Origin of the sequence: Nostoc sp. FACHB-190 (assembly GCF_014696905.1) — a bacterium.
Classification (GTDB): domain Bacteria; phylum Cyanobacteriota; class Cyanobacteriia; order Cyanobacteriales; family Nostocaceae; genus Nostoc_B.
The window spans coordinates 50,995-73,016 of the sequence record NZ_JACJQW010000009.1 but is presented as its reverse complement, the minus strand read 5'-3'; the positions used below and the strand labels follow the sequence as shown (position 1 = coordinate 73,016).

The 22,022-nt window shown below is 37.9% G+C and carries 24 protein-coding genes; 13 read left to right on the top strand and 11 right to left on the bottom strand.

The window, feature by feature from the left end; all coding sequences use genetic code 11:
* Positions 1-286: 286 nt before the first annotated feature.
* The 5 genes from typA (at position 287) to H6G28_RS12820 (ending at position 4,233) form a co-directional block, all read left to right on the top strand.
* Complete coding sequence (typA, locus tag H6G28_RS12840; protein WP_190671162.1) at positions 287-2,077, top strand: translational GTPase TypA; 1,791 nt, start codon at positions 287-289, stop codon at positions 2,075-2,077.
* Between the two features lie 63 nt (positions 2,078-2,140).
* Complete coding sequence (locus H6G28_RS37640; RefSeq protein ID WP_190671160.1) at positions 2,141-3,157, top strand: HNH endonuclease family protein; 1,017 nt, start codon at positions 2,141-2,143, stop codon at positions 3,155-3,157.
* 198 nt (positions 3,158-3,355) lie between these two features.
* Positions 3,356-3,652 (top strand): BrnT family toxin, encoded by a 297-nt coding sequence (locus H6G28_RS12830; protein WP_190595284.1) that lies wholly within the window; start codon positions 3,356-3,358, stop codon positions 3,650-3,652.
* Complete coding sequence (locus tag H6G28_RS12825) at positions 3,642-3,926, top strand: hypothetical protein (RefSeq protein WP_190595285.1); 285 nt, start codon at positions 3,642-3,644, stop codon at positions 3,924-3,926. Before H6G28_RS12830 ends, H6G28_RS12825 begins: the two co-directional genes overlap by 11 nt.
* 85 nt (positions 3,927-4,011) lie before the next feature.
* A complete protein-coding gene (locus tag H6G28_RS12820) occupies positions 4,012-4,233 on the top strand; it encodes a hypothetical protein (protein ID WP_190595286.1) in 222 nt (73 codons plus the stop codon).
* A gap of 59 nt (positions 4,234-4,292) precedes the next feature.
* On the opposite strand, the gene H6G28_RS12815 is transcribed toward H6G28_RS12820, so the two are convergent.
* The 5 genes from H6G28_RS12815 to H6G28_RS12795 form a co-directional block, all read right to left on the bottom strand.
* Positions 4,293-4,829 (bottom strand): Shedu immune nuclease family protein, encoded by a 537-nt coding sequence (locus tag H6G28_RS12815; protein WP_199332839.1) that lies wholly within the window; start codon positions 4,827-4,829, stop codon positions 4,293-4,295.
* Positions 4,830-5,064: 235 nt separating this feature from the next.
* A complete protein-coding gene (locus H6G28_RS12810; RefSeq protein WP_190595288.1) occupies positions 5,065-5,388 on the bottom strand; it encodes a type II toxin-antitoxin system RelE family toxin in 324 nt (107 codons plus the stop codon).
* Positions 5,385-5,717 carry a DUF433 domain-containing protein gene (locus H6G28_RS12805; protein ID WP_190671158.1) on the bottom strand — a complete coding sequence of 111 codons (333 nt, stop codon included), beginning with the start codon at positions 5,715-5,717 and terminating at the stop codon, positions 5,385-5,387. The genes H6G28_RS12810 and H6G28_RS12805 overlap by 4 nt, the downstream gene beginning before the upstream one ends.
* A gap of 155 nt (positions 5,718-5,872) precedes the next feature.
* Positions 5,873-6,316, bottom strand: coding sequence for a DUF29 domain-containing protein (locus H6G28_RS12800; protein WP_190671156.1), 444 nt, complete (start codon positions 6,314-6,316; stop codon positions 5,873-5,875).
* Between the two features lie 267 nt (positions 6,317-6,583).
* The gene (locus H6G28_RS12795; RefSeq protein ID WP_190671154.1) at positions 6,584-6,787 is read right to left on the bottom strand and encodes a hypothetical protein; all 204 of its coding nucleotides are present in this window, start codon (positions 6,785-6,787) and stop codon (positions 6,584-6,586) included.
* Between the two features lie 128 nt (positions 6,788-6,915).
* On the opposite strand from H6G28_RS12795, the gene H6G28_RS12790 reads away from it, so the two are divergent.
* The 3 genes from H6G28_RS12790 to H6G28_RS12780 all read left to right on the top strand — a co-directional run bounded on the left by H6G28_RS12790 (position 6,916) and on the right by H6G28_RS12780 (position 10,658).
* A complete protein-coding gene (locus H6G28_RS12790) occupies positions 6,916-7,296 on the top strand; it encodes a hypothetical protein (RefSeq protein WP_190591319.1) in 381 nt (126 codons plus the stop codon).
* Positions 7,297-7,664: 368 nt separating this feature from the next.
* Positions 7,665-10,001 (top strand): tetratricopeptide repeat protein, encoded by a 2,337-nt coding sequence (locus H6G28_RS12785; protein WP_242054555.1) that lies wholly within the window; start codon positions 7,665-7,667, stop codon positions 9,999-10,001.
* 48 nt (positions 10,002-10,049) lie between these two features.
* Entirely contained in the window at positions 10,050-10,658 is a 609-nt protein-coding gene (locus H6G28_RS12780; protein ID WP_190671152.1) for a hypothetical protein, read from the top strand.
* 1 nt (position 10,659) lies between these two features.
* Here the strand turns inward: H6G28_RS12780 and H6G28_RS12775 are convergent, their stop codons facing one another.
* Together H6G28_RS12775 and H6G28_RS12770 are read right to left on the bottom strand one after the other, a co-directional pair.
* On the bottom strand, positions 10,660-11,805 hold the full coding sequence (locus H6G28_RS12775; RefSeq protein WP_190671150.1) for an NAD(P)/FAD-dependent oxidoreductase: 1,146 nt from the start codon (positions 11,803-11,805) through the stop codon (positions 10,660-10,662).
* The gene (locus tag H6G28_RS12770) at positions 11,806-12,714 is read right to left on the bottom strand and encodes an isopenicillin N synthase family dioxygenase (protein ID WP_190671148.1); all 909 of its coding nucleotides are present in this window, start codon (positions 12,712-12,714) and stop codon (positions 11,806-11,808) included.
* 221 nt (positions 12,715-12,935) lie between these two features.
* Here H6G28_RS12770 and H6G28_RS12765 point away from each other — a divergent pair, with 221 nt between their 5' ends.
* The 4 genes from H6G28_RS12765 to H6G28_RS12750 all read left to right on the top strand — a co-directional run bounded on the left by H6G28_RS12765 (position 12,936) and on the right by H6G28_RS12750 (position 17,648).
* Positions 12,936-13,445 (top strand): GNAT family N-acetyltransferase, encoded by a 510-nt coding sequence (locus tag H6G28_RS12765; RefSeq protein WP_190671146.1) that lies wholly within the window; start codon positions 12,936-12,938, stop codon positions 13,443-13,445.
* Between the two features lie 195 nt (positions 13,446-13,640).
* A complete protein-coding gene (locus H6G28_RS12760; RefSeq protein ID WP_190671322.1) occupies positions 13,641-15,317 on the top strand; it encodes an NAD(P)H-quinone oxidoreductase subunit 4 in 1,677 nt (558 codons plus the stop codon).
* 459 nt (positions 15,318-15,776) lie between these two features.
* Complete coding sequence (locus tag H6G28_RS12755; protein WP_190671143.1) at positions 15,777-16,895, top strand: mechanosensitive ion channel family protein; 1,119 nt, start codon at positions 15,777-15,779, stop codon at positions 16,893-16,895.
* Between the two features lie 570 nt (positions 16,896-17,465).
* The gene (locus H6G28_RS12750) at positions 17,466-17,648 is read left to right on the top strand and encodes a hypothetical protein (RefSeq protein ID WP_190671142.1); all 183 of its coding nucleotides are present in this window, start codon (positions 17,466-17,468) and stop codon (positions 17,646-17,648) included.
* 27 nt (positions 17,649-17,675) lie between these two features.
* Here the strand turns inward: H6G28_RS12750 and H6G28_RS12745 are convergent, their stop codons facing one another.
* The 4 genes from H6G28_RS12745 to H6G28_RS12730 form a co-directional block, all read right to left on the bottom strand.
* Complete coding sequence (locus H6G28_RS12745) at positions 17,676-18,947, bottom strand: proton extrusion protein PcxA (RefSeq protein WP_190671140.1); 1,272 nt, start codon at positions 18,945-18,947, stop codon at positions 17,676-17,678.
* 86 nt (positions 18,948-19,033) lie between these two features.
* Positions 19,034-19,708 (bottom strand): carbonic anhydrase, encoded by a 675-nt coding sequence (locus H6G28_RS12740; RefSeq protein ID WP_190591327.1) that lies wholly within the window; start codon positions 19,706-19,708, stop codon positions 19,034-19,036.
* 79 nt (positions 19,709-19,787) lie between these two features.
* Entirely contained in the window at positions 19,788-20,081 is a 294-nt protein-coding gene (locus tag H6G28_RS12735; RefSeq protein ID WP_190671139.1) for a P-II family nitrogen regulator, read from the bottom strand.
* Between the two features lie 4 nt (positions 20,082-20,085).
* The gene (locus H6G28_RS12730; RefSeq protein ID WP_190671137.1) at positions 20,086-21,063 is read right to left on the bottom strand and encodes a sodium-dependent bicarbonate transport family permease; all 978 of its coding nucleotides are present in this window, start codon (positions 21,061-21,063) and stop codon (positions 20,086-20,088) included.
* A 373-nt stretch (positions 21,064-21,436) separates the two neighbouring features.
* Between H6G28_RS12730 and H6G28_RS12725 the strand changes: the two genes are divergently transcribed.
* Complete coding sequence (locus H6G28_RS12725) at positions 21,437-22,000, top strand: COP23 domain-containing protein (RefSeq protein ID WP_190591330.1); 564 nt, start codon at positions 21,437-21,439, stop codon at positions 21,998-22,000.
* Positions 22,001-22,022: the final 22 nt, after the last annotated feature.

Below are 22,022 nucleotides of genomic sequence, written 5' to 3'. Positions count from 1 at the left end.
AAAAATCATATTTTTGGACTACACAATTGCAAGGCTCTCAGTAACCTCGTCTCAGAGGTTATGCTTAAACAATTGTAAATTATTTATAAACTTTTCACTTATATTTTAAACTTGCTGAATTTTTCTTCAGCAGTATCTATAAAAATGCCTTGCAATTGTGTCAATTACGCTAGAATTGTTAAAGGTTCTTTACAGAGTTTGCAGAACACCCCCAATTCTGTTAAAACAGCCTAGCACACTTAAAATGTAAATCTAAAAACCCCTCTAGAGTTTAAACTAAGCCTCTATGACGCTCCCAATTCGCAACGTCGCCATTATCGCCCACGTAGACCACGGCAAAACCACCTTGGTTGATGCACTCCTCAAACAATCCGGCATTTTCCGCGAAGGCGAAGACGTTCCGGATTGCGTCATGGACTCTAACGCCCTCGAACGTGAGCGCGGAATTACTATTCTGTCTAAAAATACAGCAGTTCGCTACAAAGAAACGCTGATCAATATTGTAGATACTCCTGGACACGCCGACTTCGGTGGTGAAGTTGAACGCGTACTTGGCATGGTTGATGGCTGTCTTCTAATTGTCGATGCCAATGAAGGCCCCATGCCTCAAACACGATTTGTGTTGAAAAAAGCGTTGGAAAAAGGCTTGCGCCCCATCGTTGTTATCAATAAGATTGACCGCGCTAAAGCTGACCCACACGTTGCTGTGGATAAGGTGTTGGATCTGTTCTTAGAATTAGGTGCAGACGAAGACCAGTGCGATTTTACCTATCTGTTCGCTTCCGGTATGGCTGGTTATGCTAAAGAAAGCATGGAAGCAGAGGCGGTTGATATGCAGCCTCTGTTTAATGCGATTCTCCAACACGTTCCACCACCAGTAGGCGACATCAACAAGCCCCTGCAATTGCAAGTCACCACCCTAGATTATTCTGAATACTTGGGACGGATTGTCATTGGCAGAATTCACAACGGTACTATCCGCGCTGGACAACAAGCGGCTCTAGTTACAGAAAGTGGTTCTATTGTCAAAGGCAAAATCACCAAGCTGATGGGGTTTGAAGGGCTGAAGCGGGTAGAGATGGAAGAAGCAACCGCAGGTTATATTGTTGCGGTAGCTGGTTTCGCTGATGCTTACATTGGTGAAACAATCACTGACCCAACCGAACCCCAAGCCTTACCACTAATTAAAGTGGATGAGCCTACCTTACAGATGACCTTCTGGGTAAACGATTCACCCTTTGCTGGTCAAGAAGGTAAATTAGTAACCTCCAGACAAGTACGCGATCGCCTATTCCGCGAACTAGAAACCAACGTGGCTTTACGCGTTGAAGAAACCGACTCCCCCGACAAATTCCTAGTTTCCGGTCGTGGAGAACTGCACCTGGGTATCTTAATCGAAACCATGCGCCGGGAAGGTTTTGAGTTCCAAGTATCTCAGCCACAAGTAATTTACCGTGAAATCAACGGTCAACCTTGCGAACCTTATGAACTCTTGGTTTTAGACGTTCCTGCTGATGCTGTTGGTAGCTGTATCGAACGTTTGGGACAACGCAAAGGCGAAATGCAAGATATGCAGCCCGGAAGTGGCGATCGCACCCAGCTAGAGTTTGTCATTCCCGCCCGTGGTTTGATTGGTTTCCGTGGTGAATTCATGCGGATGACCCGTGGTGAAGGCATCATGAACCACAGCTTCCTAGATTACCGTCAACTCAGTGGTGATATTGAAGCCCGTAATAAAGGCGTTCTCATCTCCTTTGAAGAAGGCGTTTCTACTTTCTACGCCATGAAGAACGCTGAAGATAGAGGCTCATTCTTCATTACTCCCGGTACTAAAGTTTACCGAGGCATGATTGTCGGTGAACACAACCGTCCTCAAGACTTAGAATTGAATGTCTGCAAAACCAAGCAGTTAACTAACCACCGCGCAGCCGGTGGCGATGAACTAGTTCAATTGCAAGCACCAATCGATATGAGTTTAGAGCGTGCATTGGAGTACATCGGCCCTGATGAGTTGGTGGAAGTTACACCCCAATCTATTCGCCTACGGAAGATGTCGAAGAAATTAGCTAAACGCTAAGTAAAGCTATAAATTAATTGATAAAGCCCGCACAAGCGGGCTTTTTAATTTGTTATTTCAAGTGTGTTATGTTATGCACTTAGTAAAGAACTTGCAGATAACTCTGGTGAAAATTATAAAAAAGTGGAAGAGTACTGGGAAAAGATTGAAAATACCATTGGTACTGAAAACCTTGATAAATTTTTGATGATCAATAAATTGTCTCAGAAAAAAGACAGAGATAGAGCAGTTAAAAATTTAGTAGATGAATACACTGAACTTCTAAAAAATAGCTATTCAAATAAAGCAATAAATTTTACTGTTGATCTACTGAAATCAGCAGGGAACTATCAAAAAATTAGAGACTTAGAATTTGAGGATATGGCATTATTCAAAATATTTTCTTCATTATCTCGTCTTTCAGATGAATGGCTACCTCCTATTTTGGCATTTATTAATCGCATGGATAAAGATAAAAATTTTAATAAAAAACATTTTAAAGAGTTTGTTCATATTTTTGAAAAGTGCTATATGCACGGGTGGTTTAAAAAGCAGGTGAGAAGTAAGCGGGAAATGGTTTGCTACTCAGCTTTAGTAGCTATTAACACAGGTCAAAGTCTTTCAGACATACTTAATATTATAAAAAATAATGCTGATAATGAAGGGTTCTTATTATCTCTAGATGATGATATTTATGAGCCATCTCCAAATAGAATAAATTTTATAAAAGCTGTTCTTTTACGAATTGACCAGGAAGTGCAAGATGATAGTGTATATAAAATATATAACGGAAGAATTACAATTGAACATATTTTACCTCAACGTAATCTCAATGAGTATTGGAGAGAAAGATTTACAGATAAAGAGCATGGTGAATGGTTACACAAACTTGGAAATTTAACATTGATTAGTGGTACAAAAAACTCTGAAGCACAAAATAGTTCATTTGATAAAAAGAAAGAAATTTATGCTAAGAATAATAAAAAAGTTTCATTTGATATAACAAAGGATGTTTGTGAATATTCAGAATGGAATCTTGTTTCGCTTACTAGCAGGCATCAAGTTTTAGTAAACATAGCAAAAAATATTTGGATGGTTTAGACAATTCCTAAATCAACCACATTCTCAGTCTTTTTTATACCTTTTTCAATCCATATTAAATTCACTTCAGTTTAGTGAAAATGTCAGATGATTTTGATGAGCCATTGGCAGACTTTGAGGAATACGCTCCATGAGGCTCATGCTAGATAAACAAAACGTATTGACAATGTAAATACACTTTGTCTACCATATTAAGGTATGGATGTGTATTTCGTGCTTAATGGTGTCACCTTCGTCTGGAATGAAGAAAAAGCTTGGATAAATCCCAGCAATCATGATGGCGTGACATTTCAACAAGCCACAGAGGCATTTTTCGATCCGTTTTTAGTGATTGTTGATGCAAGTCGCAATAATGAGGAAAGGGATGCTGTAATTGGCTTAGACAGACGTTGGAATCTTCTATATGTCGTCTACATTGAACGTGAAAACGACATAATTCGGATCATTTCTGCTCGTAAAGCGACACGCAAGGAGCGAGAATATTATGAAAGCTGAAGCACTTAAAAAGCGACTAGATAAAAATCGTCCAATGACGACAATCACAATTCGCATTCCCGAAGATGTCATTGAAGATTTGAAGCGCATAGCACCATTGCTGGGATTTTCTGGCTATCAGCCACTAGTTCGTGCTTACATTGGGCAAGGGCTAAGAGTTGATTTGGAAAGACTAGAGGATGATACAGTCTCAGCACTGATTAGCAGCTTGAAACGTCATGGTGTGAGTGATGAAGTTATCCATGAAGCCCTTAGTGAAGTTACTCAAAGGTAGTTTGATGGCGATCGCCACAACTCACATGAAAGGTTATTAGTGGGAAGCGATCGCCTATCCATTCTCTAAGGAAGTTGAAAACGAAATGGAAGATGAATTACGTCCTGAGTACGATTTCGCTCAAATGCAGGTAGGCGTTAAGGGTAAATATGTTGAGAGATATCGTACACAAACAAACTTAGTGCGTTTAGATCCCGATGTTACCGAAGCTTTTCCCAACGATGAAGCGGTGAATAACGCATTAAGATTACTAATTCAGATTACCCAACGTCAGCAATCTAAGACTGATGTACAGCAAACTGAATAAAAGTTGTTTTTAGTGAAGTTTTTTGGCTGTGAATTATAGCAATATCAAAGTTATGACGATTAGCGATCGCTCTCATCTTTTACAATAAAATTTTCAGCCTGAGATTCTGCTTCATAAATCAAGGGATATAGTGAAAGCCTATCTCTAATGTCTCTAGCTAATTGATCAAATGTGATACAAATTATCTTCCGTGAGTCTACTAAAACCTTATTTAAACGCCATGTCAATCTAGCTTTATCAATAGGAGAAATAAAAGCATCTCTACCGATAACAAGAATGCCATAAAATTCTATATTCTCACTGCCGAAAATAGAACGTGCTAGAGAGGTATTTTTAAAATCATCGATTTTCCAAAACCAATCAATGATTTGACTAAATCCATGTTCAAATTTAGGCGACCAATCTGATGTGCTTCTGCCTTTATCTATAAAAATACTATCTTGAGCAGCATCTTCAAATTCAATAAAACAGTAAGTATTATTTACAGAATCGCCGATTACCAAGTCAGCACGAAAATCACCATATAAGGTGAACTCATGTTTAATTTGGTTAAATCTTACAATCAGAGGAACGTAAGAACCAATAAACGCAGACAAATGTAGTCTTTGCTTAAAGAAAGGAAGTATATCCTGATTCTCTTTTAATACACTATTACTATAGCAATCTTATTTGATTGATGAGAATCGAGAGGCTCAGATCCCCGACTTCTTCAAGAAGTCGGGGATCTTTGGGTTCACTAATGATTTGGGAATGCTATATTAAGTAAATTCTCAAGTTCTTCAAGTTCATATAGACACTGTTTAAGGTCTAAAGTAAAAGAATCCAGACCTTTCATTTTTCAGCCTCTTTTGATGAGCCATATAATATCTCCAGGCGCTCATGATTAACTATATCAATAACAGTTACTTTTCCTGGCTTAAAATCAAAAATAATTCTATATGCGCCTGCTCGCCCAATAAAACAATTAGGTATATAGTTTAGTTTATTAATTGACATTGATGAATAATCAGGAAATAACGCCAGGCTATCGATAGCACGAATAATTTTTTCTTGTTCTTGATTTGGTAGGCTATCAAGTGATATTTGTGCTTTATCTAGTAAAAAAACTTTATTTATGTTTAACTGTTGATTATTAAATTCAATACCTGAACTCATAAAAATGGCGTAATTTTATGGATGATATTTATATTATACGTCTTATTACCTGATATCCACTGTGTTTCTAAGACTTGACATTCTGCTTGATATTGAGCAATTTCTTGTTCCATAGCTTCCTGATTAGCGTAATAATAGGCAAGCGCGGCATAAACTTGCGCCAAGGATAAGTATGGATACTCTGTCACAATATCTTGAGGAGATAAGCCAGCTTGAAAATCCATGATAATGTTCTGCACTGTCATGCGTGTACCAGCAATGCAAGGGCGATCGCCAGCAACTCCAGGTTTGTTTACAATTAAGCTGCCAATATCAACTATTGCTACCATGTTTTTCTTAGTTATGAACCTCTTGAAAAGTGATCGGCGTTATCTAATCATAACTATGAGCGATCGCTTTCATCCTTATTAGTAATACAGTAGGTTTCAAGTTGGTGTTGCACGGTAATTGGTGTGGAGTATTCGCTCACTATAAATGGCACACATCAAGGCAAATAATTATCATCCAATAATTGTGCAAGGGTGTAAGGGCATTTTTCGGGAAAAATCGTTAAACTAGTTTTAACTTGGACAAAATCAACTGCGCTTTGATAAATATTTTCTAAATCATCCTGTAATTTATTACTTAAATTAGTTGTTAGATGATTATTTAAGTCATATCTAAATGTTTTAATTTCTCCAAGCCAGTGACGATGGTTTCTCTCATATTCAGTTTGCCAATATTGCAGTAATAATATGTGAATAATTATTTGCCGTAACAGACTTTTGACTTTAGCTAAATCTCTTTTGCCCAAACTACTTAATTCCTCAATTAAATTTTCTACATCTAGCTGGTCAAACTGTTTTTGTTTTAATAATTTAATAGTTTCTTCTAGCCATACACTATCATCTGTTTCATAAAGTTGTTTTAAGTTGGTAGTAATTGTCATACTTTCACCTTCTACTAACTATTCATAATTTAATCTTACAGAATCAAAAATTTATAGAGGTACCATTAAAATAGAAATAAATTGTTAAGTTATTTACACACAAGCTAAGAATGATATCTCTTTAGAAAAAAATTATTACAGAAAGCGATCGCTCATAACTACTTCGAGCGTCAGCATATACTAAAAAGTAAACAGTAGCTGAAAGATGTTTTCATCCTGGTGGAATAGGCGATCGCTAATTTTGTAACTTGTTTTACGGTACCGCCATTATCCTGTACCTTGCTGTTTCTGTTTATCCAGTTTCTCTTGAATTGCTTCACGACAAAATTCCGGCGGATCATCTTGTTGTTGTATCGCCTCCTTCATTTCTTTCGTGACACGTAAGTGTACGTACTCAGTTAAGGGTTTGTCCCTATCTGTTTTAAAACCATGATTTTTAATTTCTGGATTACCACGATTATCTTTAGGCACTTTATGTAACTTAATAAAGCTGGACTAATTGATATACACATTGAATAATCATTAGTTAGTGGTTGTTTCACTCGCCAAAGTTCAGACAACCACTAAATGTCCACTGACAAAATGAACACTACTATTCTATGTTCACAAGAACAGAACTTGAACTGTTGACGCTGGCTCAACTGAAAATTTTGTGTAACCGCTATGGTTTACGTCCAACAGGGAACCCAGGATACAAAGTCAGCTACATCACGACACTGATGGCGTTCCCTGTATTGGCGATAAGTCAGATGAAGGATAACCGAGGTTTGAGAATACCATCATTCGAGAGTTATCAACATCTCAGCGTTGCGTTGGATGAAATGAATCAACCAACCTTAGAACAGATAGCATTAATCAGGATTTCAATGGAAGGTAGGCGTATGGAATATCCGGCGAGATATGACCAGGAACAATTACTCAATCGCTATCATGCCAAAAATTACCTAGAACAAGCGATCGCTTTGCTGGAAATCAAGTAATATCTATTCCGTCGCCAGTCGCAGAAATAGCTTTTGCATACACATTTGTTATTTCTGCGATCGCATTTGCCACATAGCGGTTCTCGCTGGAGTCAAATATAGAGTGTTAGAATTTAACTATTGGCAGTACATACTTACTGGTGTAAAAGTTAGCAGGGTTCTACAGAAAAACATCACCAAAGAGTTAATTAGCGTGAAAAATTCAACGCTAACTTTAGTAAGCAAGGTAAAAAGTTGCTAGGCGGTAAACATATCCCAGGTAAGTTAATGAGGATGACGACAAACTTACTATTTGCTGAATTATGTAAAATGACATTAACCTGATCTAATGTTTAACCCTTCATTTTTCATGAAGGGTCTTAGAATCTATGAAACTTTCAGTTACCCTGAACAGCAAGAATCAATTTGTTTTAGCATTAGTCTTGAAAAGTGCGATCGCATTTTCACCCTTGCTGCTGTCTACTGGTGTGGCGAGTGGACAAACTACACCACCCATCACCCAAGAACAAACTATCGCGCAAGTTCTCTCTAATCAAGAACGCGCAGAATTAAACCAACTGCGAAAGCAAGCACCATCTAATGGCATTTCGACAACTATCTTACTCAATCTTTGGTTAGTTATATTAAGTTTATTTCCTGTAGCTGTGATTGCTTTATTTTGGTTACTACGGCGGGTAGCCATTAGAGAAATTGTTGATAAAGCAATGGGACAGCTACAAGGCATCGAAAATTTGCAAAATCAAATAGTGATTGTTAAGCAAGAAGCGGAAAATTTGATTCAAGAAGTCAAAAAAATCAATCGAGAGTTAGAAAATGAATCGGAAGCCCTCAAGCAGAATATACAGCAAGAAAAAGAGAATTTATCTAATTTTCAATCTGAGATATTGCAATCCAAGAACAATATTTTATCGGGGTTAGAAGTAGAAATCAAGAATCTACAAAATCATCTAGATAATTTAGAAGCTGAATTTAGTCAGCAATTACAACAATTGCAGCTAACCACCCAACAAAAACGCGATACCAGTTTGGAAAATATTGGTAATTTAGAATCTGATTTTGCTTCACAGATTGCTGAAATCAAAATAGGCACTGAAAAACATAAGCAGATAACTTGGGAATATTTGGAAAAATCCCAAAATGAATTTATATCTCAGTTTGCCAATTTACACGCAGATTTTCAACAACAAAAAGATAATTTAATTGCGGAATTGCTCAAAACGCAACAAGAATTTATCTCAGAATTGGCGGGAATTAGAGTCGATACTGAACAACAAAAAGATAGAACTAAAAATAATATTGCAGAATTAGAAAATAGCTTTAATTTGCATATATCTAGCTTAAACTCGGCAACTCAGCAGCAAAAAGATGACTTACTGGCAGAATTAGTCAAAAACCAACAAGAATTTATCTCAGAATTGGCAGGAATTAGAGTCGATGCTGAACAACAAAAAGATAGAACTAAAAATAATATTGCAGAATTAGAAAATAGCTTTAATTTTTATATATCTAGCTTAAACTCGGCAACTCAGCAGCGAACAGATGACTTACTGGCAGAATTAGTTAAAACGCAACAAGAATTTATCTCAGAGTTGGCGGGAATTAGAGTAAATGCTGAACAGCAAAAAGATAAAACACTGGATAATATTAGAGAAATAGTCAATAGTTTAACTGCTCAACTCTCTGGCTTACCATTGGAGTATGAGCAACAAAAGCAGGTTTTATTAGAAAATCTAGAAAAAATCCAAACAGCCGCACAGTTAGATATTAGCAAACATAAAGATTCAATTATCGAAAATTTGGAAAAATCTGGTTTAGAGTTTGCGGAACAATTTTCGGAACTGCAAGTAAATGCTCAAAAACAAAAGTTATTCCTTCTTGAAAAGCTGGAAAAATTAGAAACTGAATTTGTGTCTCAACTGTCAGAATTACAATTAGATGCTCAACAACGTAAAGAGTTAATTCTCCAAGAAATTACAGAGTCAAAAACGACCCAACCTCAAGCACCTCCAGTATCAGTAGAGGCTGATATCAAACAAGGTGACGATTTATTTGCCCAAAAGCAATATGAAGCAGCGATCACCTGTTACAATCAAGCAATAAAAATCCAGCCGGAGAATGCCACCGCTTGGTTAAAACATGGTCTGACGTTAGCAAGACTGAAGCGTTATCAAGATGCGATCGCTTCTTATGACCAGGCTATCAAACTGCAACCAGATTATCATCAAGCGTGGTGCGATCGCGGCGTGGCTTTTGGTAATCTGCGTCAGCATAAGCAGGCTTTTGCTTGTTTCAATAAAGCCACAAAAATCAAACCCGATGATGTCACGGCTTGGTTAAACCGGGGTTTATCTCTCATAGAATTGGAAGAATATGAAGAAGCATTAGCTTCATTTGAGCAAGCGATTAAATTACAACCCAACTCGCCCAAAATCTGGGATAAACGCGGTTACACGCTGGTAAGATTAGGTATGGATGACGATGCGATCGCTGCATTTAATAAAGCCATAGAACTTAAGCCAGATTACGCAATTTCTTATTATAATAAAGCAGCTTGTTATGCTCTCCAAAAACAAGCTCAATTAGCAATTGAATGTCTCCAACAAGCAATAGAAATTAATCCCAGATATAAAGAAGATGCGGCCAATGATATCGATTTTGATGAAATCGCTAAAAATGAACGGTTTCAACAGTTAATCGCTGATTAATTTGATATTCTATGTAAGAATTTAGGAGTCAAGAGATATAGTATTAAAATGCCTTACAGTGCGTTTACTTTTAATAAAGTCAAAAAAGACTTTCAACTAACAGTTGTTGAAAATCAGGATTTATTCTCCGATACAGCAGTTGTTACACCTACAGATTACCTAAATATGATTCTGGCAGAACATTTACCTTTAGTAACGGCAATCAATACAGAAAAAGCTCGTTCAGAATTGGTAATCATGCCAGTTTTAATAGAAGTGAGGCGTTATTTACAATATCAAGTGAGCGTCTTCTCTGGTTCTGAGTTTAATGTTGATGCAGCCCAAGGATTAGAAGGACGTTGTGATTTTATCTTGTGTAAATCACCAGAACAGTATGATATCACCAGCCCTGTAGTGACAATTGTTGAAGCTAAAAACGAAAGTATTAAATCAGGTTTAGGACAATGTATTGCCACAATGATTGCTGCTAATTTATTTAATCAACAACAGGGTAATGTTACTAATGAAATTTATGGTGTAGTGACAACAGGAACTGATTGGAAATTTTTAAAACTTTGCAACAGTAATGTTTTTATAGACAAGAAAGATTATTTCATCAAGGAAGTAGACAAAATTCTCGGCATTTTATCTATGAGCCTGAGCAATTCTACAGTTTAGCTTACTTCATACTTGAAATTATTTGGTTAATAATTTCATCTTCCTTCCCAGTGACAAAGTTAGCAAAACGTTGTGCTAAAGGTGGAACAAAAACCAGAGGATTGCTAAATCCTGAAAAAATATGCACACCATCAATCTCTGGAACAGCACCAATTATAAAACGTTTGTTACTAAACGCTACTAAACACTTATGCCAAGTTCCTGAGAAGCTGCCTAAAGCTGGTAAGACTTGCGTGATACTTTTTCTCAGCCATTGTTCACTTTCTTCTGCATTAATTTGTGCATGAGGATTTGTCAGTACGCGACTAATTTGTCCCAAGCGCAAGCTACCATCTAGAAATTGAACTGCACCTACATCTAATATTGGTGATGCTAATTCTTTTTCAGGTTGATTCCACAATTCATCAACTTGTATAGATACGGATTCTAATTCAAATCTTTGCAGATTCGCCGGCATTACTAAAGTTTGCAAATTTAAATCTACGGGTGGAATTTCAATCATTTCGGCGTGGGTAAAATACACTTTGATGGAAATACCTGCTGATTTGAGTAATTTGCGGCTGAGTCCACCAGCGCAAATTACAACATTTGCACTGTGATAAGTTCCGGTATTTGTTTGGACACCACCTTTCAATATTTGCAGAACTTGACTAATTTGCATTTCCCCACCAGCGCGTAAAAAAGCTTGAATGTAAGCTTGTGTGGTTTTATCTGGATGAATATGTCCGTGTTTCACAGTTAAAGCGCCGGAAATAACTTCCCGATTTATTAGTGGTTCTAACTCATAAGCGTCTTGTACACTGAGTAAACTTGGCGGTACAGCACAATTAGCATAGACGCTGGCGGCGGTTTCTGGGTGAGTATCGGCTGAAATCGTCAGTAATAAATCTAATTCTCGCAATTCAATATCAGCATCTAACTCTTGAGGCAAGATTTGGTAACGATCGCTCGCTTCTTGGCATAATTGACGAGTGAGTGGTGTTGTTCCTGACCAATAAGCTAGTCCACCATAACTATATCGAGTTGCATTGTCTGGTGTGGCGTGTTGTTCCAACAACAGCACACGCAAGCCGACTTTGACTAATTCATAAGCAAGCGTCGCACCTGTAATTCCGCCACCAACCACAATCCAATCGTAGGTTTTCATTTAATATGTTGCTTGTAGACGACTCAAAAGATATTCTCCCGCAAGGATGGGAGGATAAATAGGCGCACGTTCCTTTTGGCAAGTTTCCAAACAAACAATTTCTGTATCATCATTAGGATGACAGAAAAATGCTATTGAATAGCGCGATCGCTTTACCCTATAATCATTGGGAATCATTACCCGATGCTTAGTTGAACAAAACACATCATTTGTCCAACGCTGCATCAAATCTCCTGTATTCACAATCACCGTATCAGGAATTGTCGGCGCAGTCATCCACTCTCCAGTTGTTGTTTGCACTTCCAAACCACCCACATCATCTTGGAATATCAAAGTAATACTGCCATAATCAGAATGCTCACCCGCACGCACTTGTCCAGGTTTCGGAAGTTCTTGGATTGGCGGATAATGCAGCAGTCGCAGAGTATGATTTTGCTGATTGTGTCTAATTGTCAAAAAATCTTTTGGTAATCCCAACGCCAACGCAAATGTTGTTAATACTTTGTTAGCTAGTTCTGTACAAGCTTTATAAAATGCAATAATACAAGAGTTGTTTGCTAAACTCACACCATCAATAGAAAACGCAACTTCTACCTTGCTAAAATTAAAAGCTTCTTTTAAGTCTCCTGGTTGACTTGGATTGAGTCGCTCTCTTTCTCTGCCAACATAACCAGTATTACTAAATTCATCTTGCCAAGCTATTTGTTGTTTAACTTCTAGCGGTAAATTAAAAATATGTTGACTATAGCTAAATACTTCTGCAATCAATTCTTTTGAAATGCCATGATTTTGCAAATACATAAAGCCAACTTCATGGCAAGCTTGATAAATTTGTTTCACCACAGCATCTTGATCTGGTGAATCACTATTTATCAAAGCTGGTAAATCAATAATTGGTATTCTGCACATTGGAGAAATTATATATAGCGTTTGTCAGTTTAGTGCAGTACAAGAGGCTAGAGGCTAGGAACTAGAGAAATGCACCTCATTGAGATGAGAAACATAAATCTTAAATCATGCGGTAACAACTTCTTTCTTCTCTTCCTTTGTGTACTTTGCGTGCTTTGCGGTTCGTTTTCATAATTTCTTTTTCACGACTGATCTAAAATATACATAGTAAGGAAATTATTTTGCTAAAAATTACTCAATGCGAAACTGACAAAGACAAAGCCCATATCAAAGATTTGCTCTTGGAATATTTTAGCTGGATAAATTCTATGTGGAACCAGGAATTTAACATGAGTTTTGATGTTAATTCCTCCTTAGAAGAATGTCTTGCTCAACTTGATGAATTTATGCCGCCAGCCGGATGCTTACTTTTAGCAAGATATAAAGGCAAAATTGTTGGTTGTGTTGGCTTACGCCGCATTGAGCAGGAAATTGGAGAAATAAAAAGGCTGTACGTCCAGCCAAAGTTTCGCGCCCAAGGCATAGGCCGAGAGTTATTAGAAAATATTATCTATGAAGCTGCCAATTTAGGTTACTCAAAACTGCGCTTAGATACGGCTCCTTTTACGAAAGCCGCGCAGGCACTGTATCATTCACTCGGTTTTCAAGATATCGCACCATATTTTGAAAAAACAGAAGTCCCTCCAGAATATCGAGATAACTGGATTTTTCTGGAATTGAGACTTTATTGAATCTAAAGTGTGTAATTATTCAGTTTTTAGGCAAATAAACACCATTATTACTTATATTTAAACAACTTTACTAGTATCGCAACATTGGCATAATCAATTCCTTCTATAGCAATCTGCGATAAAGATTTATGAAGAAAATTTAACATAATTGCATATAATGAAGTTATTCAACTATAAGTATTTTTGCTTACTGCCATGATAGCGGATGGATTTCCTTGGCTAACCGCGATTATTCTGCTCCCACTCGTTGCTTCCATGCTCATTCCCGTGCTGCCTGATAAAGACGGCAAACTTGTGCGCTGGTATGCCCTAGGTGTGGCGATCGCGGATTTTATCTTGATGTGCTACGCTTTTTGGAAGCATTACGATGCCAGCAGTGCAACGTTTCAACTCGCGGAGAAATATGCCTGGGTGCCTCAGTTGGGGTTCAGTTGGGCAGTTTCAGTCGATGGAATATCCGCGCCACTTGTGCTACTGGCAGGACTAGTCACAACTCTTTCAATGTTTGCTGCATGGCAAGTTAACCTCAAGCCACGCCTGTTTTACTTCTTAATGTTGCTGCTATATAGCGCACAAATCGGCGTATTTGTCGCCCAAGACTTATTGTTGTTCTTTATTATGTGGGAACTAGAATTAGTTCCTGTTTACCTACTAGTCTCCATTTGGGGTGGTCAAAAACGCCGTTACGCTGCCACTAAATTCTTACTTTACACCGCCGCCGCTTCTATTTTTATTCTCGTAGCAGGCCTAGCAATGGCACTCTACGGCGATAATACAACCTTCGATATAGTCGAACTTAGTGCCAAGAATTATCCCTTAGCTTTAGAACTGTGGTTATATGCTGGGTTATTAATTGCCTTTGGTGTCAAATTAGCAGTATTTCCCTTGCATACATGGTTGCCTGATGCCCACGGTGAAGCATCTGCTCCTGTATCCATGCTATTAGCAGGTGTACTGCTGAAAATGGGTGGATATGGATTAATTCGCATCAATTTAGAAATGCTCTCCGATGCCCATGTTTACTTTGCACCAGTTCTCGCAACTCTTGGTGTCATCAATATTATCTATGGTGCATTAAACTCCTTCGCTCAGACGAACATGAAGCGCCGCCTCGCTTATTCGTCTATTTCTCACATGGGTTTTGTACTGCTGGGAATTGCCTCCTTCACCGATGTCGGTGTCAGTGGTGCAATGCTGCAAATGCTTTCCCACGGTTTAATTGCCGCAGTTCTATTCTTCTTAGCTGGTGTTACCTACGATCGCACCCATACAATGGCAATGGAAAGTATGGGCGGTATTGGCCAGCTTATGCCAAAGGTATTTGCCCTGTTTACTGCTGGTGCAATGGCATCACTCGCACTTCCCGGTATGAGTGGCTTTGTGAGTGAACTGCAAGTATTTGTTGGCATTACTACCAGTGACATTTATAGTCCTACATTCTGCACCGTGATGGTGTTCTTAGCCGCAGTCGGCGTGATCCTCACCCCGATTTATCTGCTGTCGATGTTGCGACAAGTATTTTACGGTACTGGCTCAGAACTCACCTGTGATATTGGTAACTCTGCTTTTGAAAATCAAGAAGATGAAGGTACAGTTTGCTTCGGTACAGACTGTCTCCTACCCAGCGAAGCAGTTTACCGAGATGCCCAACCCCGTGAAATCTTTATCGCCGCTTGTTTCTTGGTGCTGATTATTGGTGTTGGTATTTATCCCAAATTGGCTACACAAATGTATGATGTCAAAACCGTGGCGGTGAATAGCCAAGTACGTCAATCATATATTCAATTTGCCGAAGCCAAGCCCGAAATCTATGCCAAGGGATTATTTGCACCCCAAGTTACCCAGCCGGAAGTTTTAGGAATCATTAAATAAATTCTTCCGCCAAAAAATTAATTAGCCGTCATTAACTGCGTGGTGATGTATGCAGTTGATGACGGCTAATTTATTGATTATATAGCCCCATACTTCCAGTCTGAGGGGTTATGTGGTGCGATCGCAAATCTTCAGAACAGTAGATTGGTTAAACCCAACCAAGCCCAGTAATCAAAAATACACTTACTATACTTACTAGTATAAATACTGAATTACCTAGCAAATTCACTAATATTTTTAAGAATATCACCGGATTACAACCAGTATTAGCACGAGTAACATTTAGCTCATAACACCATATCAAATGCTGAGTTAAGGGCGAAACGTCAAATTCACCTTCCCCTACTCAGATAGTGTTGTACAAACACACAGCATGAGTCTTTCTCAGCATTAAATGATTGTTATACAAAAAGCACATGGCGATTAAGTATAAACAGCTATTACTGGTTGGCTAATCTTATGCAAGAAATTTTGAACTTACTGAAAAACATTGACTACTCTGGCATACCTATCGGCAAAATAGTGACTGTCATTGTTGTCTTAACTTTGACACAGACCTTAAGACGATTCGTAGTGGAATTAATAGTTAGAACTATTGAACGCTTTACAAAACAAACCAAAACCGACCTCGATGATGAACTAGTAGGGATTATCAAACCGTCTTTAAGTTGGTTAATTTTGATTGCTGGACTATGGTTTGTCAAAGAAATTCTGTCACCAGAATTAGGCATTCAATTAAGCGAGTCAATTGGTAAAACTCTTAACTTAATCGTCGTTTTTATCGTTGCTTATGCTATTTATCGAGCCGCTTCCATTTTAGGTCAGATTATTGCTAACTTAGTACTGCATACTGACACCGACCTTGATGAATTGCTGAGACCATTAATGCCGAAAATATTTCAATCGGCAGCAGTTATAGTCATTACGATTAAAGTCAGTGAAATCTTTTTAGGACAATCAGCCGCCGCCTTAGTTGGTTTATTAGGTGGTGCTGGTATTACTCTAGGTTTGTTGTTCAAAGATATTGTCTACGACTGGTTTTGTACAATTATTATCTACTCTGATAACCTTTATCGAGAAGGTGACTGGGTAGGAGTAGCAGGCGTTGAAGGTTTTGTTCAAGTTCTCAATATTGGATTTAGAACCACAACCTTACACGTATACAAATGGGGTTCTATTTTAAAAATGCCTAACTCTAGAATGATTACTGGCATTGTTGAGAATTGGTCACAAAATCCCGGTGAGGAATTAAAATGGGGCATTAGCTTAACCCTAAAAATTGATAATATTTCCGCCCAGCAAACTGCTAGAATCTGCGATGCAATTCAAGTAATGCCAGAATCTATTAAAGGCTTATCAAAAGAAATTATTGTCCGCTTTAGTCAGATAGAGAATAATGCCCGTGTGATTAACATTGTGAGCTTTGTTAATGATGACAAACTCTATTTTGCCGCAGAGAAAAACTTAAATCTAGCCATTCTGGAACTGTTAGAAAAAGAAGGCATTGATTTTCTATCTGTGGAACTGGAAACTACCCCAGAAAAGCATAAGCTTAGTCAACTGGGAGTGAATAATTAACTTACAATGACGGAATTAAACCTAACTTGCAATTGACGGGTTTCGACTGCGCTCAACCCTCTTTTAGTAAGACTATCGAGCATTGAGCGTTCGCGTAGCGTCTCCCTTGGGGAGAAGTCGAAATGCGCCTTCTAAATAATTCTGTCAACCTGATTTTAAAGCAATACTGTTCAGTTAACGTTGTCAGCTTATTGATTTCAGAAGAACCAAGACTTGGGGGATTCTCCACGCCACTTGCTTCAAGTCGGCAAAGCCGCCCAACGCAGTGGCTCCCCAAACCCCCGATTGGGAGACGGTTGCGTCCCCCAAACCCCCTCCAAAAAATAGATATGTTTTATGTGTAGCAGTTAATTTATTTTCTTAACTGAACCGTATTGGATTTTAAAGTACTGAGTGCTGAGTAAAAAGAAGGGTTACTTTTTTATGTTTTCTTGTGTACGTAGTTCATAACAGCTATTTAATAAGTTACAAAACGGATTTAAATTTATTTAAATCCCTACTTTTAGATATATGACCATTCACTCTATTGCTAGTTAAGCTAAAACCAGATACTAAAACAAGTGCCAAGATATGAATAAAACATTAATCACTAGTGTGATTTTTGCAATGTTAATTTTGTTGATTTTTTCTCCTTTTGCTGCGCTGGCTAGTTTAATGATTGTTTTGCTAATAGCAGCAACTTTTTGGTTTATGAAAAACCTATTGCAAATAATTTTTAGTGGCAATGTTCAGCCAACAGAAGAAAGAGATTGACAATCTATTATACGTAATTCGCTAATCTTATTCGTTCATTTCTTTATATGTAGCCAGTGCTGAAGGTGACAAGCGGCTGAGGTAACGGAATATCCAGTATTTCACAACCGTATCTAAAATCACGGGAAACGTGGCAATAAATAGAAATATCAAACTCCTATTAGGTGCTAGTCCCAAATGCTCGGCTAACCCTTCGAGAATGACTTCCCAACCGTGTGGTGAGTGGAAACCCACAAATACATCAGTAAACAAAATAATCACAAAGGCTTTAGCACTATCACTCAAGCCAAATATCAGGTCATCTATAAAAGACTTGATGGCTGCAATTTCTTTTTTACCATTAGCAACTACAATAGCAAAGGCGACTAAAGAAATTAAATCAGCAAAAACATTACTGATCGCTTCTTTACTTTTTTTGCGGAATTCTTGAGCTATTTCAATAGCTTTTTCTTTAACACTAGACTCAATTTCCTCTGGAGATAAACTAGGCGATTTCTTGAGGAGAGTTTGAAATTTCAACTGTTCTTCAAAGGTTTTTAACTCTTTGAAAGCTTCTTCCTCCATTTCAGAATTAATAAAAACAGCAGCGAGTTGTTGACTTCTAACACGCTCTACTATAGGACTCACTAAAAATTCTTTAGACAACCTTTGTGTTAATAACGGAATCACAATTAACAGTAACAAGAACCGCACGGAAGTTCGGGTGCGATTTTGGGAAATGTGGTAATTCCGAATAAAATCGGCTTCGGCGTTGGGCGAAAAGTCTGTGGTAATTCGATTAATGGTTCTCCCGATAGAACTGGGGAGAAAACCTATACTTTGATTGTTGCCGGCAGGATTGACAACATTAGATGTATTTTGATAAATTTCACTGTCAATTTTTAGGGGCTGAGATACCGATTGTTGATTTACTTTGCTAATTATTAAGGTTTGTTGCTGATACTTTTCAATAACTTCATCAATAAACTGGAGTTTCTCTAATAAAACAGGGTTGGAAATTTCTAATAGTGCGCGGCTGGACTGGAATTCTGCGAGTCTCAGTTTAATAATAGTTAAATTTTGGCTCAGTACGTTCTGCCAATAAGACATGACATTTGGTGTCTCATTTACGGATGCGGCAGAAATGATTTGATTGTTAAAATGCTCTATTTCAATATTTCTGATTGTCTTGGCAGCATCATAAGCTTGGGCAAGCGATCGCTCCGGTGTATTGACAAACCATTGTTTCACCACTTCCCAATATTCATATACCTTTTGCCGCAGCAAATCACTATTCTTTGTAAACAAAAAATTCTTCATTGCCGTATTCAGTGTAAACTAGAATTAAGATAGGGTAATCATGAGTTTAAAATCTCACGATTACCCTATCAAGCATTAATAATTAATTACTCTGAATATACACCAATCAACGGATTTGGTACAGGGAAGGGACGATTTTCTAAAATCTTAAATTGACCAATCTCGGCATCATAAGCAAAAACTTCACCAGTCTCAATTTCATAAATCCAAGCATGAAGAGTCAATTGACCACTATGCAGTCGAGAACGAATAATTGGATGAGTTTCGAGATTTTCTATTTGTGTCAGTACATTCTGTTCAATGGCAATTCTTAAAAGCTTATCGCTGGGGCAATCTTTATAGTTATCCATCACCAAACGGCGAGTTGGTTCAGCGTACTGCCTCAACCAGTCATAAACTAATGGCATTTGCTGTGCCAAGCTACCTATCTGTAATAGTCCTCGCATGGCTCCGCAATGAGAATGACCACAAACAACTACATCGTTGATATCTAAAGCCTGAATTGCATATTCAATTCCTGCACCTTCAGCACCGTGATGGGAGCCATACGGAGGAATAATATTCCCAACATTACGAATAACAAATAAATCTCCTGGCTGACTCTGGGTAATTAAAAAAGGATCAATCCGAGAGTCAGAACAAGTAATAAATAATACTTCTGGTGTTTGTCCTTGCGATAAATTTTCAAATAATTCGCGGTGTGTAATAAAATAATTATCGTGAAATTCATTCAGCCCCGCAATTATGCGTTTAATTGGCACGGTTAAAAACTCCTGAGTAATCAGATAAATAGGATTTTTAGAGACGTTGATACTATCAATACGTCTCTTCAGAGCTTATCTAATGTGCAATCCACTTGGCATCAGAGACAATACACACACCTCCGATTTTTTTTAAAATCGGCTCAATTTCTGTTACTAATTCTTCTTCTTGTTCTTGTGTGCATACACTCATAATATAGCCATTAGTGAGTATATGACTTTCTAAATCATTAAAAACTCTACCTCTATCTCCTTTACCTGTAACATCTTCAATTACAGTGTAACCGGAAACTCCGATTTTCTCTAAAATATCTAGAACTTTTGGTAGTTCTAAAGAATTTGTGACTATCTCAACTTTCTTGATGGCTTCCACTTATTTAAACTCCGATAGCTTTGATAATGTTGAAATACAAAGGAATGCCAATAATAATGTTGAAAGGAAAGGTCAGTGCTAAGGCCATAGATACATACAAACTAGGATTAGCTTCTGGAACTGTCATTCGCATCGCTGCGGGAACTGCTATGTAAGAAGCACTGGCGCAAAGGACTGCAAATAGCAAAGCATTACCCGCAGACATACCAATTAATTTGGCAATAATTATGCCGAAAATGGCATTAGCTACAGGCATTAATATCGAAAATGCAATTAAAAAAGAACCAGTTTTCCGCATATCTTTGATTCTTCTGGCCGCAACCATCCCCATATCGAGTAAAAAGAAGGCTAAGACTCCATAAAAAATTTCTTGGGTGAATGGATGTAATTTATCCCAACCTCTTTCACCTGTGAGTGTACCAATAATCACGCTACCAATCAGGAGAAAAACTGAACCATTTAAGAAAGCTTCCCGTAAAACTTCACTCCAAGAAAATTCTCCTTTTTGGTTTTCTTTTGGTGGTGCAAACAATCTCACTAGCAAAATCCCTACAATAATTGCTGGTGATTCCATTAATGCTAAAGCGGCTACCATGTGTCCGCCAGAAGAAATATTCAAAATTTTGAGAAATGATTGAGCAGTAATAAATGTCACTGCACTAATAGAACCATAAGTTGCTGCGATCGCGGCTGCATTGTACGCATCTAATTTGACTTTTAAAATGAAAAATGAGTAAACAGGTACAGCCGAAGCCATCAAAATTGCTGAAAAAAGTGTGATGGCAATTTCAGGATTGATGCCACTTTCGGTAATTTCATATCCGCCTTTGAAACCAATAGCTAGTAATAGGTAAAGGGAAAACAATTTAGGTAAAGGCTGCGGAATTTCCAGGTCAGATTGCAAAAAAATTGCCAGCATTCCTAAAAAGAAAAATAACACTGGCGGGTTTAAAATATTGGACAGAATTAAACTGGAATTCATGTCTAGCACCCCTGATATTGATTATGAAGAACAACCAAAAAACTAGCCGATTGATTCATGAATATAATCTCTGTAACAAAAGATTAACTATTTGCGGTTAATATATTTCAACATTGTGACCAAGGTGTGTTTTTTATATGTCATTGCTATGAATTAGCTCAAGAATACACTTGCTGATCGGTACACACATGAAAATTTCAGTAGTTAATTAAAGCAAATCCCTATCTACAACAAGACTTTGCTCATACTCAGAGAAACTCGGTTTAAGTTAAATTTATTTTCTAGTGGGAACTATCACCGTGATTTTACGGTCAATGATGTTTTACACTTTCAGTAAGATACCTGATATTTTTGAGGAAGTTAGGTGTTAACCATGAAATTGAGGTTGTTTGGCCAAGGCTTGATGGGAATCGGAGTCTCTTCTGTAGCGGCGTTGAGTATGGTTGCAACTATTGACCAGCCTAGTTATGCAGGCGGGACGATTTTTAAGTGTGAAAAGCGTCAAGGTGTACCTGTGACAGTTGCTCAAACTCAAGATGGTAGGAAAGTCCCGATGATTCAATGGTCATCTCAAGATTACTTTCCTAGAGAATGGAACTCAGAACGTCGTTGTTATGAAGTGTCGCGGAGATTTCAAAGAAGTTATGACAATGGCAGACTCAAGTACATTAAAACAGGTACTTTGCGCGGACAACCTGTAGTGTGTGCGGCGGTAAATCAAAGTGCGCCTTGTACTGATAGTTCTTTGTTGTTTACTCTCAAACGTGGTAGTAATGCGAAAGCAACTTTGAGAAGACTGATGAATCGTCGGGGGTTAGTCGCGGGGAATGTTCTGAATGAAAGTGGGGGAGACTCATTGAACATTGATTTTGATACATATTTAAATAACGCGACAAATGACCAAAATAGCGATATTAATCAAGATATTAATGAATAATGCGATCGCTATTTTTTATCTG

What these genes read in the sequence shown, in the direction of transcription:
- H6G28_RS12810 (WP_190595288.1), bottom strand. Translation starts at nt 5,388, where the DNA reads ATGAGTTCAGGTATTGAATTTAATAATCAACAGTTAAACATAAATAAA.
- H6G28_RS12725 (WP_190591330.1), top strand. Translation starts at nt 21,437, where the DNA reads ATGAAATTGAGGTTGTTTGGCCAAGGCTTGATGGGAATCGGAGTCTCT.
- H6G28_RS12745 (WP_190671140.1), bottom strand. Translation starts at nt 18,947, where the DNA reads ATGAAGAATTTTTTGTTTACAAAGAATAGTGATTTGCTGCGGCAAAAG.
- H6G28_RS12800 (WP_190671156.1), bottom strand. Translation starts at nt 6,316, where the DNA reads ATGACAATTACTACCAACTTAAAACAACTTTATGAAACAGATGATAGT.
- H6G28_RS12805 (WP_190671158.1), bottom strand. Translation starts at nt 5,717, where the DNA reads ATGGTAGCAATAGTTGATATTGGCAGCTTAATTGTAAACAAACCTGGA.
- H6G28_RS12770 (WP_190671148.1), bottom strand. Translation starts at nt 12,714, where the DNA reads ATGTGCAGAATACCAATTATTGATTTACCAGCTTTGATAAATAGTGAT.
- H6G28_RS12785 (WP_242054555.1), top strand. Translation starts at nt 7,665, where the DNA reads ATGAAACTTTCAGTTACCCTGAACAGCAAGAATCAATTTGTTTTAGCA.
- H6G28_RS12790 (WP_190591319.1), top strand. Translation starts at nt 6,916, where the DNA reads ATGTTCACAAGAACAGAACTTGAACTGTTGACGCTGGCTCAACTGAAA.
- H6G28_RS12830 (WP_190595284.1), top strand. Translation starts at nt 3,356, where the DNA reads ATGGATGTGTATTTCGTGCTTAATGGTGTCACCTTCGTCTGGAATGAA.
- H6G28_RS12820 (WP_190595286.1), top strand. Translation starts at nt 4,012, where the DNA reads ATGGAAGATGAATTACGTCCTGAGTACGATTTCGCTCAAATGCAGGTA.
- H6G28_RS12730 (WP_190671137.1), bottom strand. Translation starts at nt 21,063, where the DNA reads ATGAATTCCAGTTTAATTCTGTCCAATATTTTAAACCCGCCAGTGTTA.
- H6G28_RS12755 (WP_190671143.1), top strand. Translation starts at nt 15,777, where the DNA reads ATGCAAGAAATTTTGAACTTACTGAAAAACATTGACTACTCTGGCATA.
- H6G28_RS12760 (WP_190671322.1), top strand. Translation starts at nt 13,641, where the DNA reads ATGATAGCGGATGGATTTCCTTGGCTAACCGCGATTATTCTGCTCCCA.
- H6G28_RS12825 (WP_190595285.1), top strand. Translation starts at nt 3,642, where the DNA reads ATGAAAGCTGAAGCACTTAAAAAGCGACTAGATAAAAATCGTCCAATG.
- H6G28_RS12780 (WP_190671152.1), top strand. Translation starts at nt 10,050, where the DNA reads ATGCCTTACAGTGCGTTTACTTTTAATAAAGTCAAAAAAGACTTTCAA.
- typA (WP_190671162.1), top strand. Translation starts at nt 287, where the DNA reads ATGACGCTCCCAATTCGCAACGTCGCCATTATCGCCCACGTAGACCAC.
- H6G28_RS12750 (WP_190671142.1), top strand. Translation starts at nt 17,466, where the DNA reads ATGAATAAAACATTAATCACTAGTGTGATTTTTGCAATGTTAATTTTG.
- H6G28_RS12775 (WP_190671150.1), bottom strand. Translation starts at nt 11,805, where the DNA reads ATGAAAACCTACGATTGGATTGTGGTTGGTGGCGGAATTACAGGTGCG.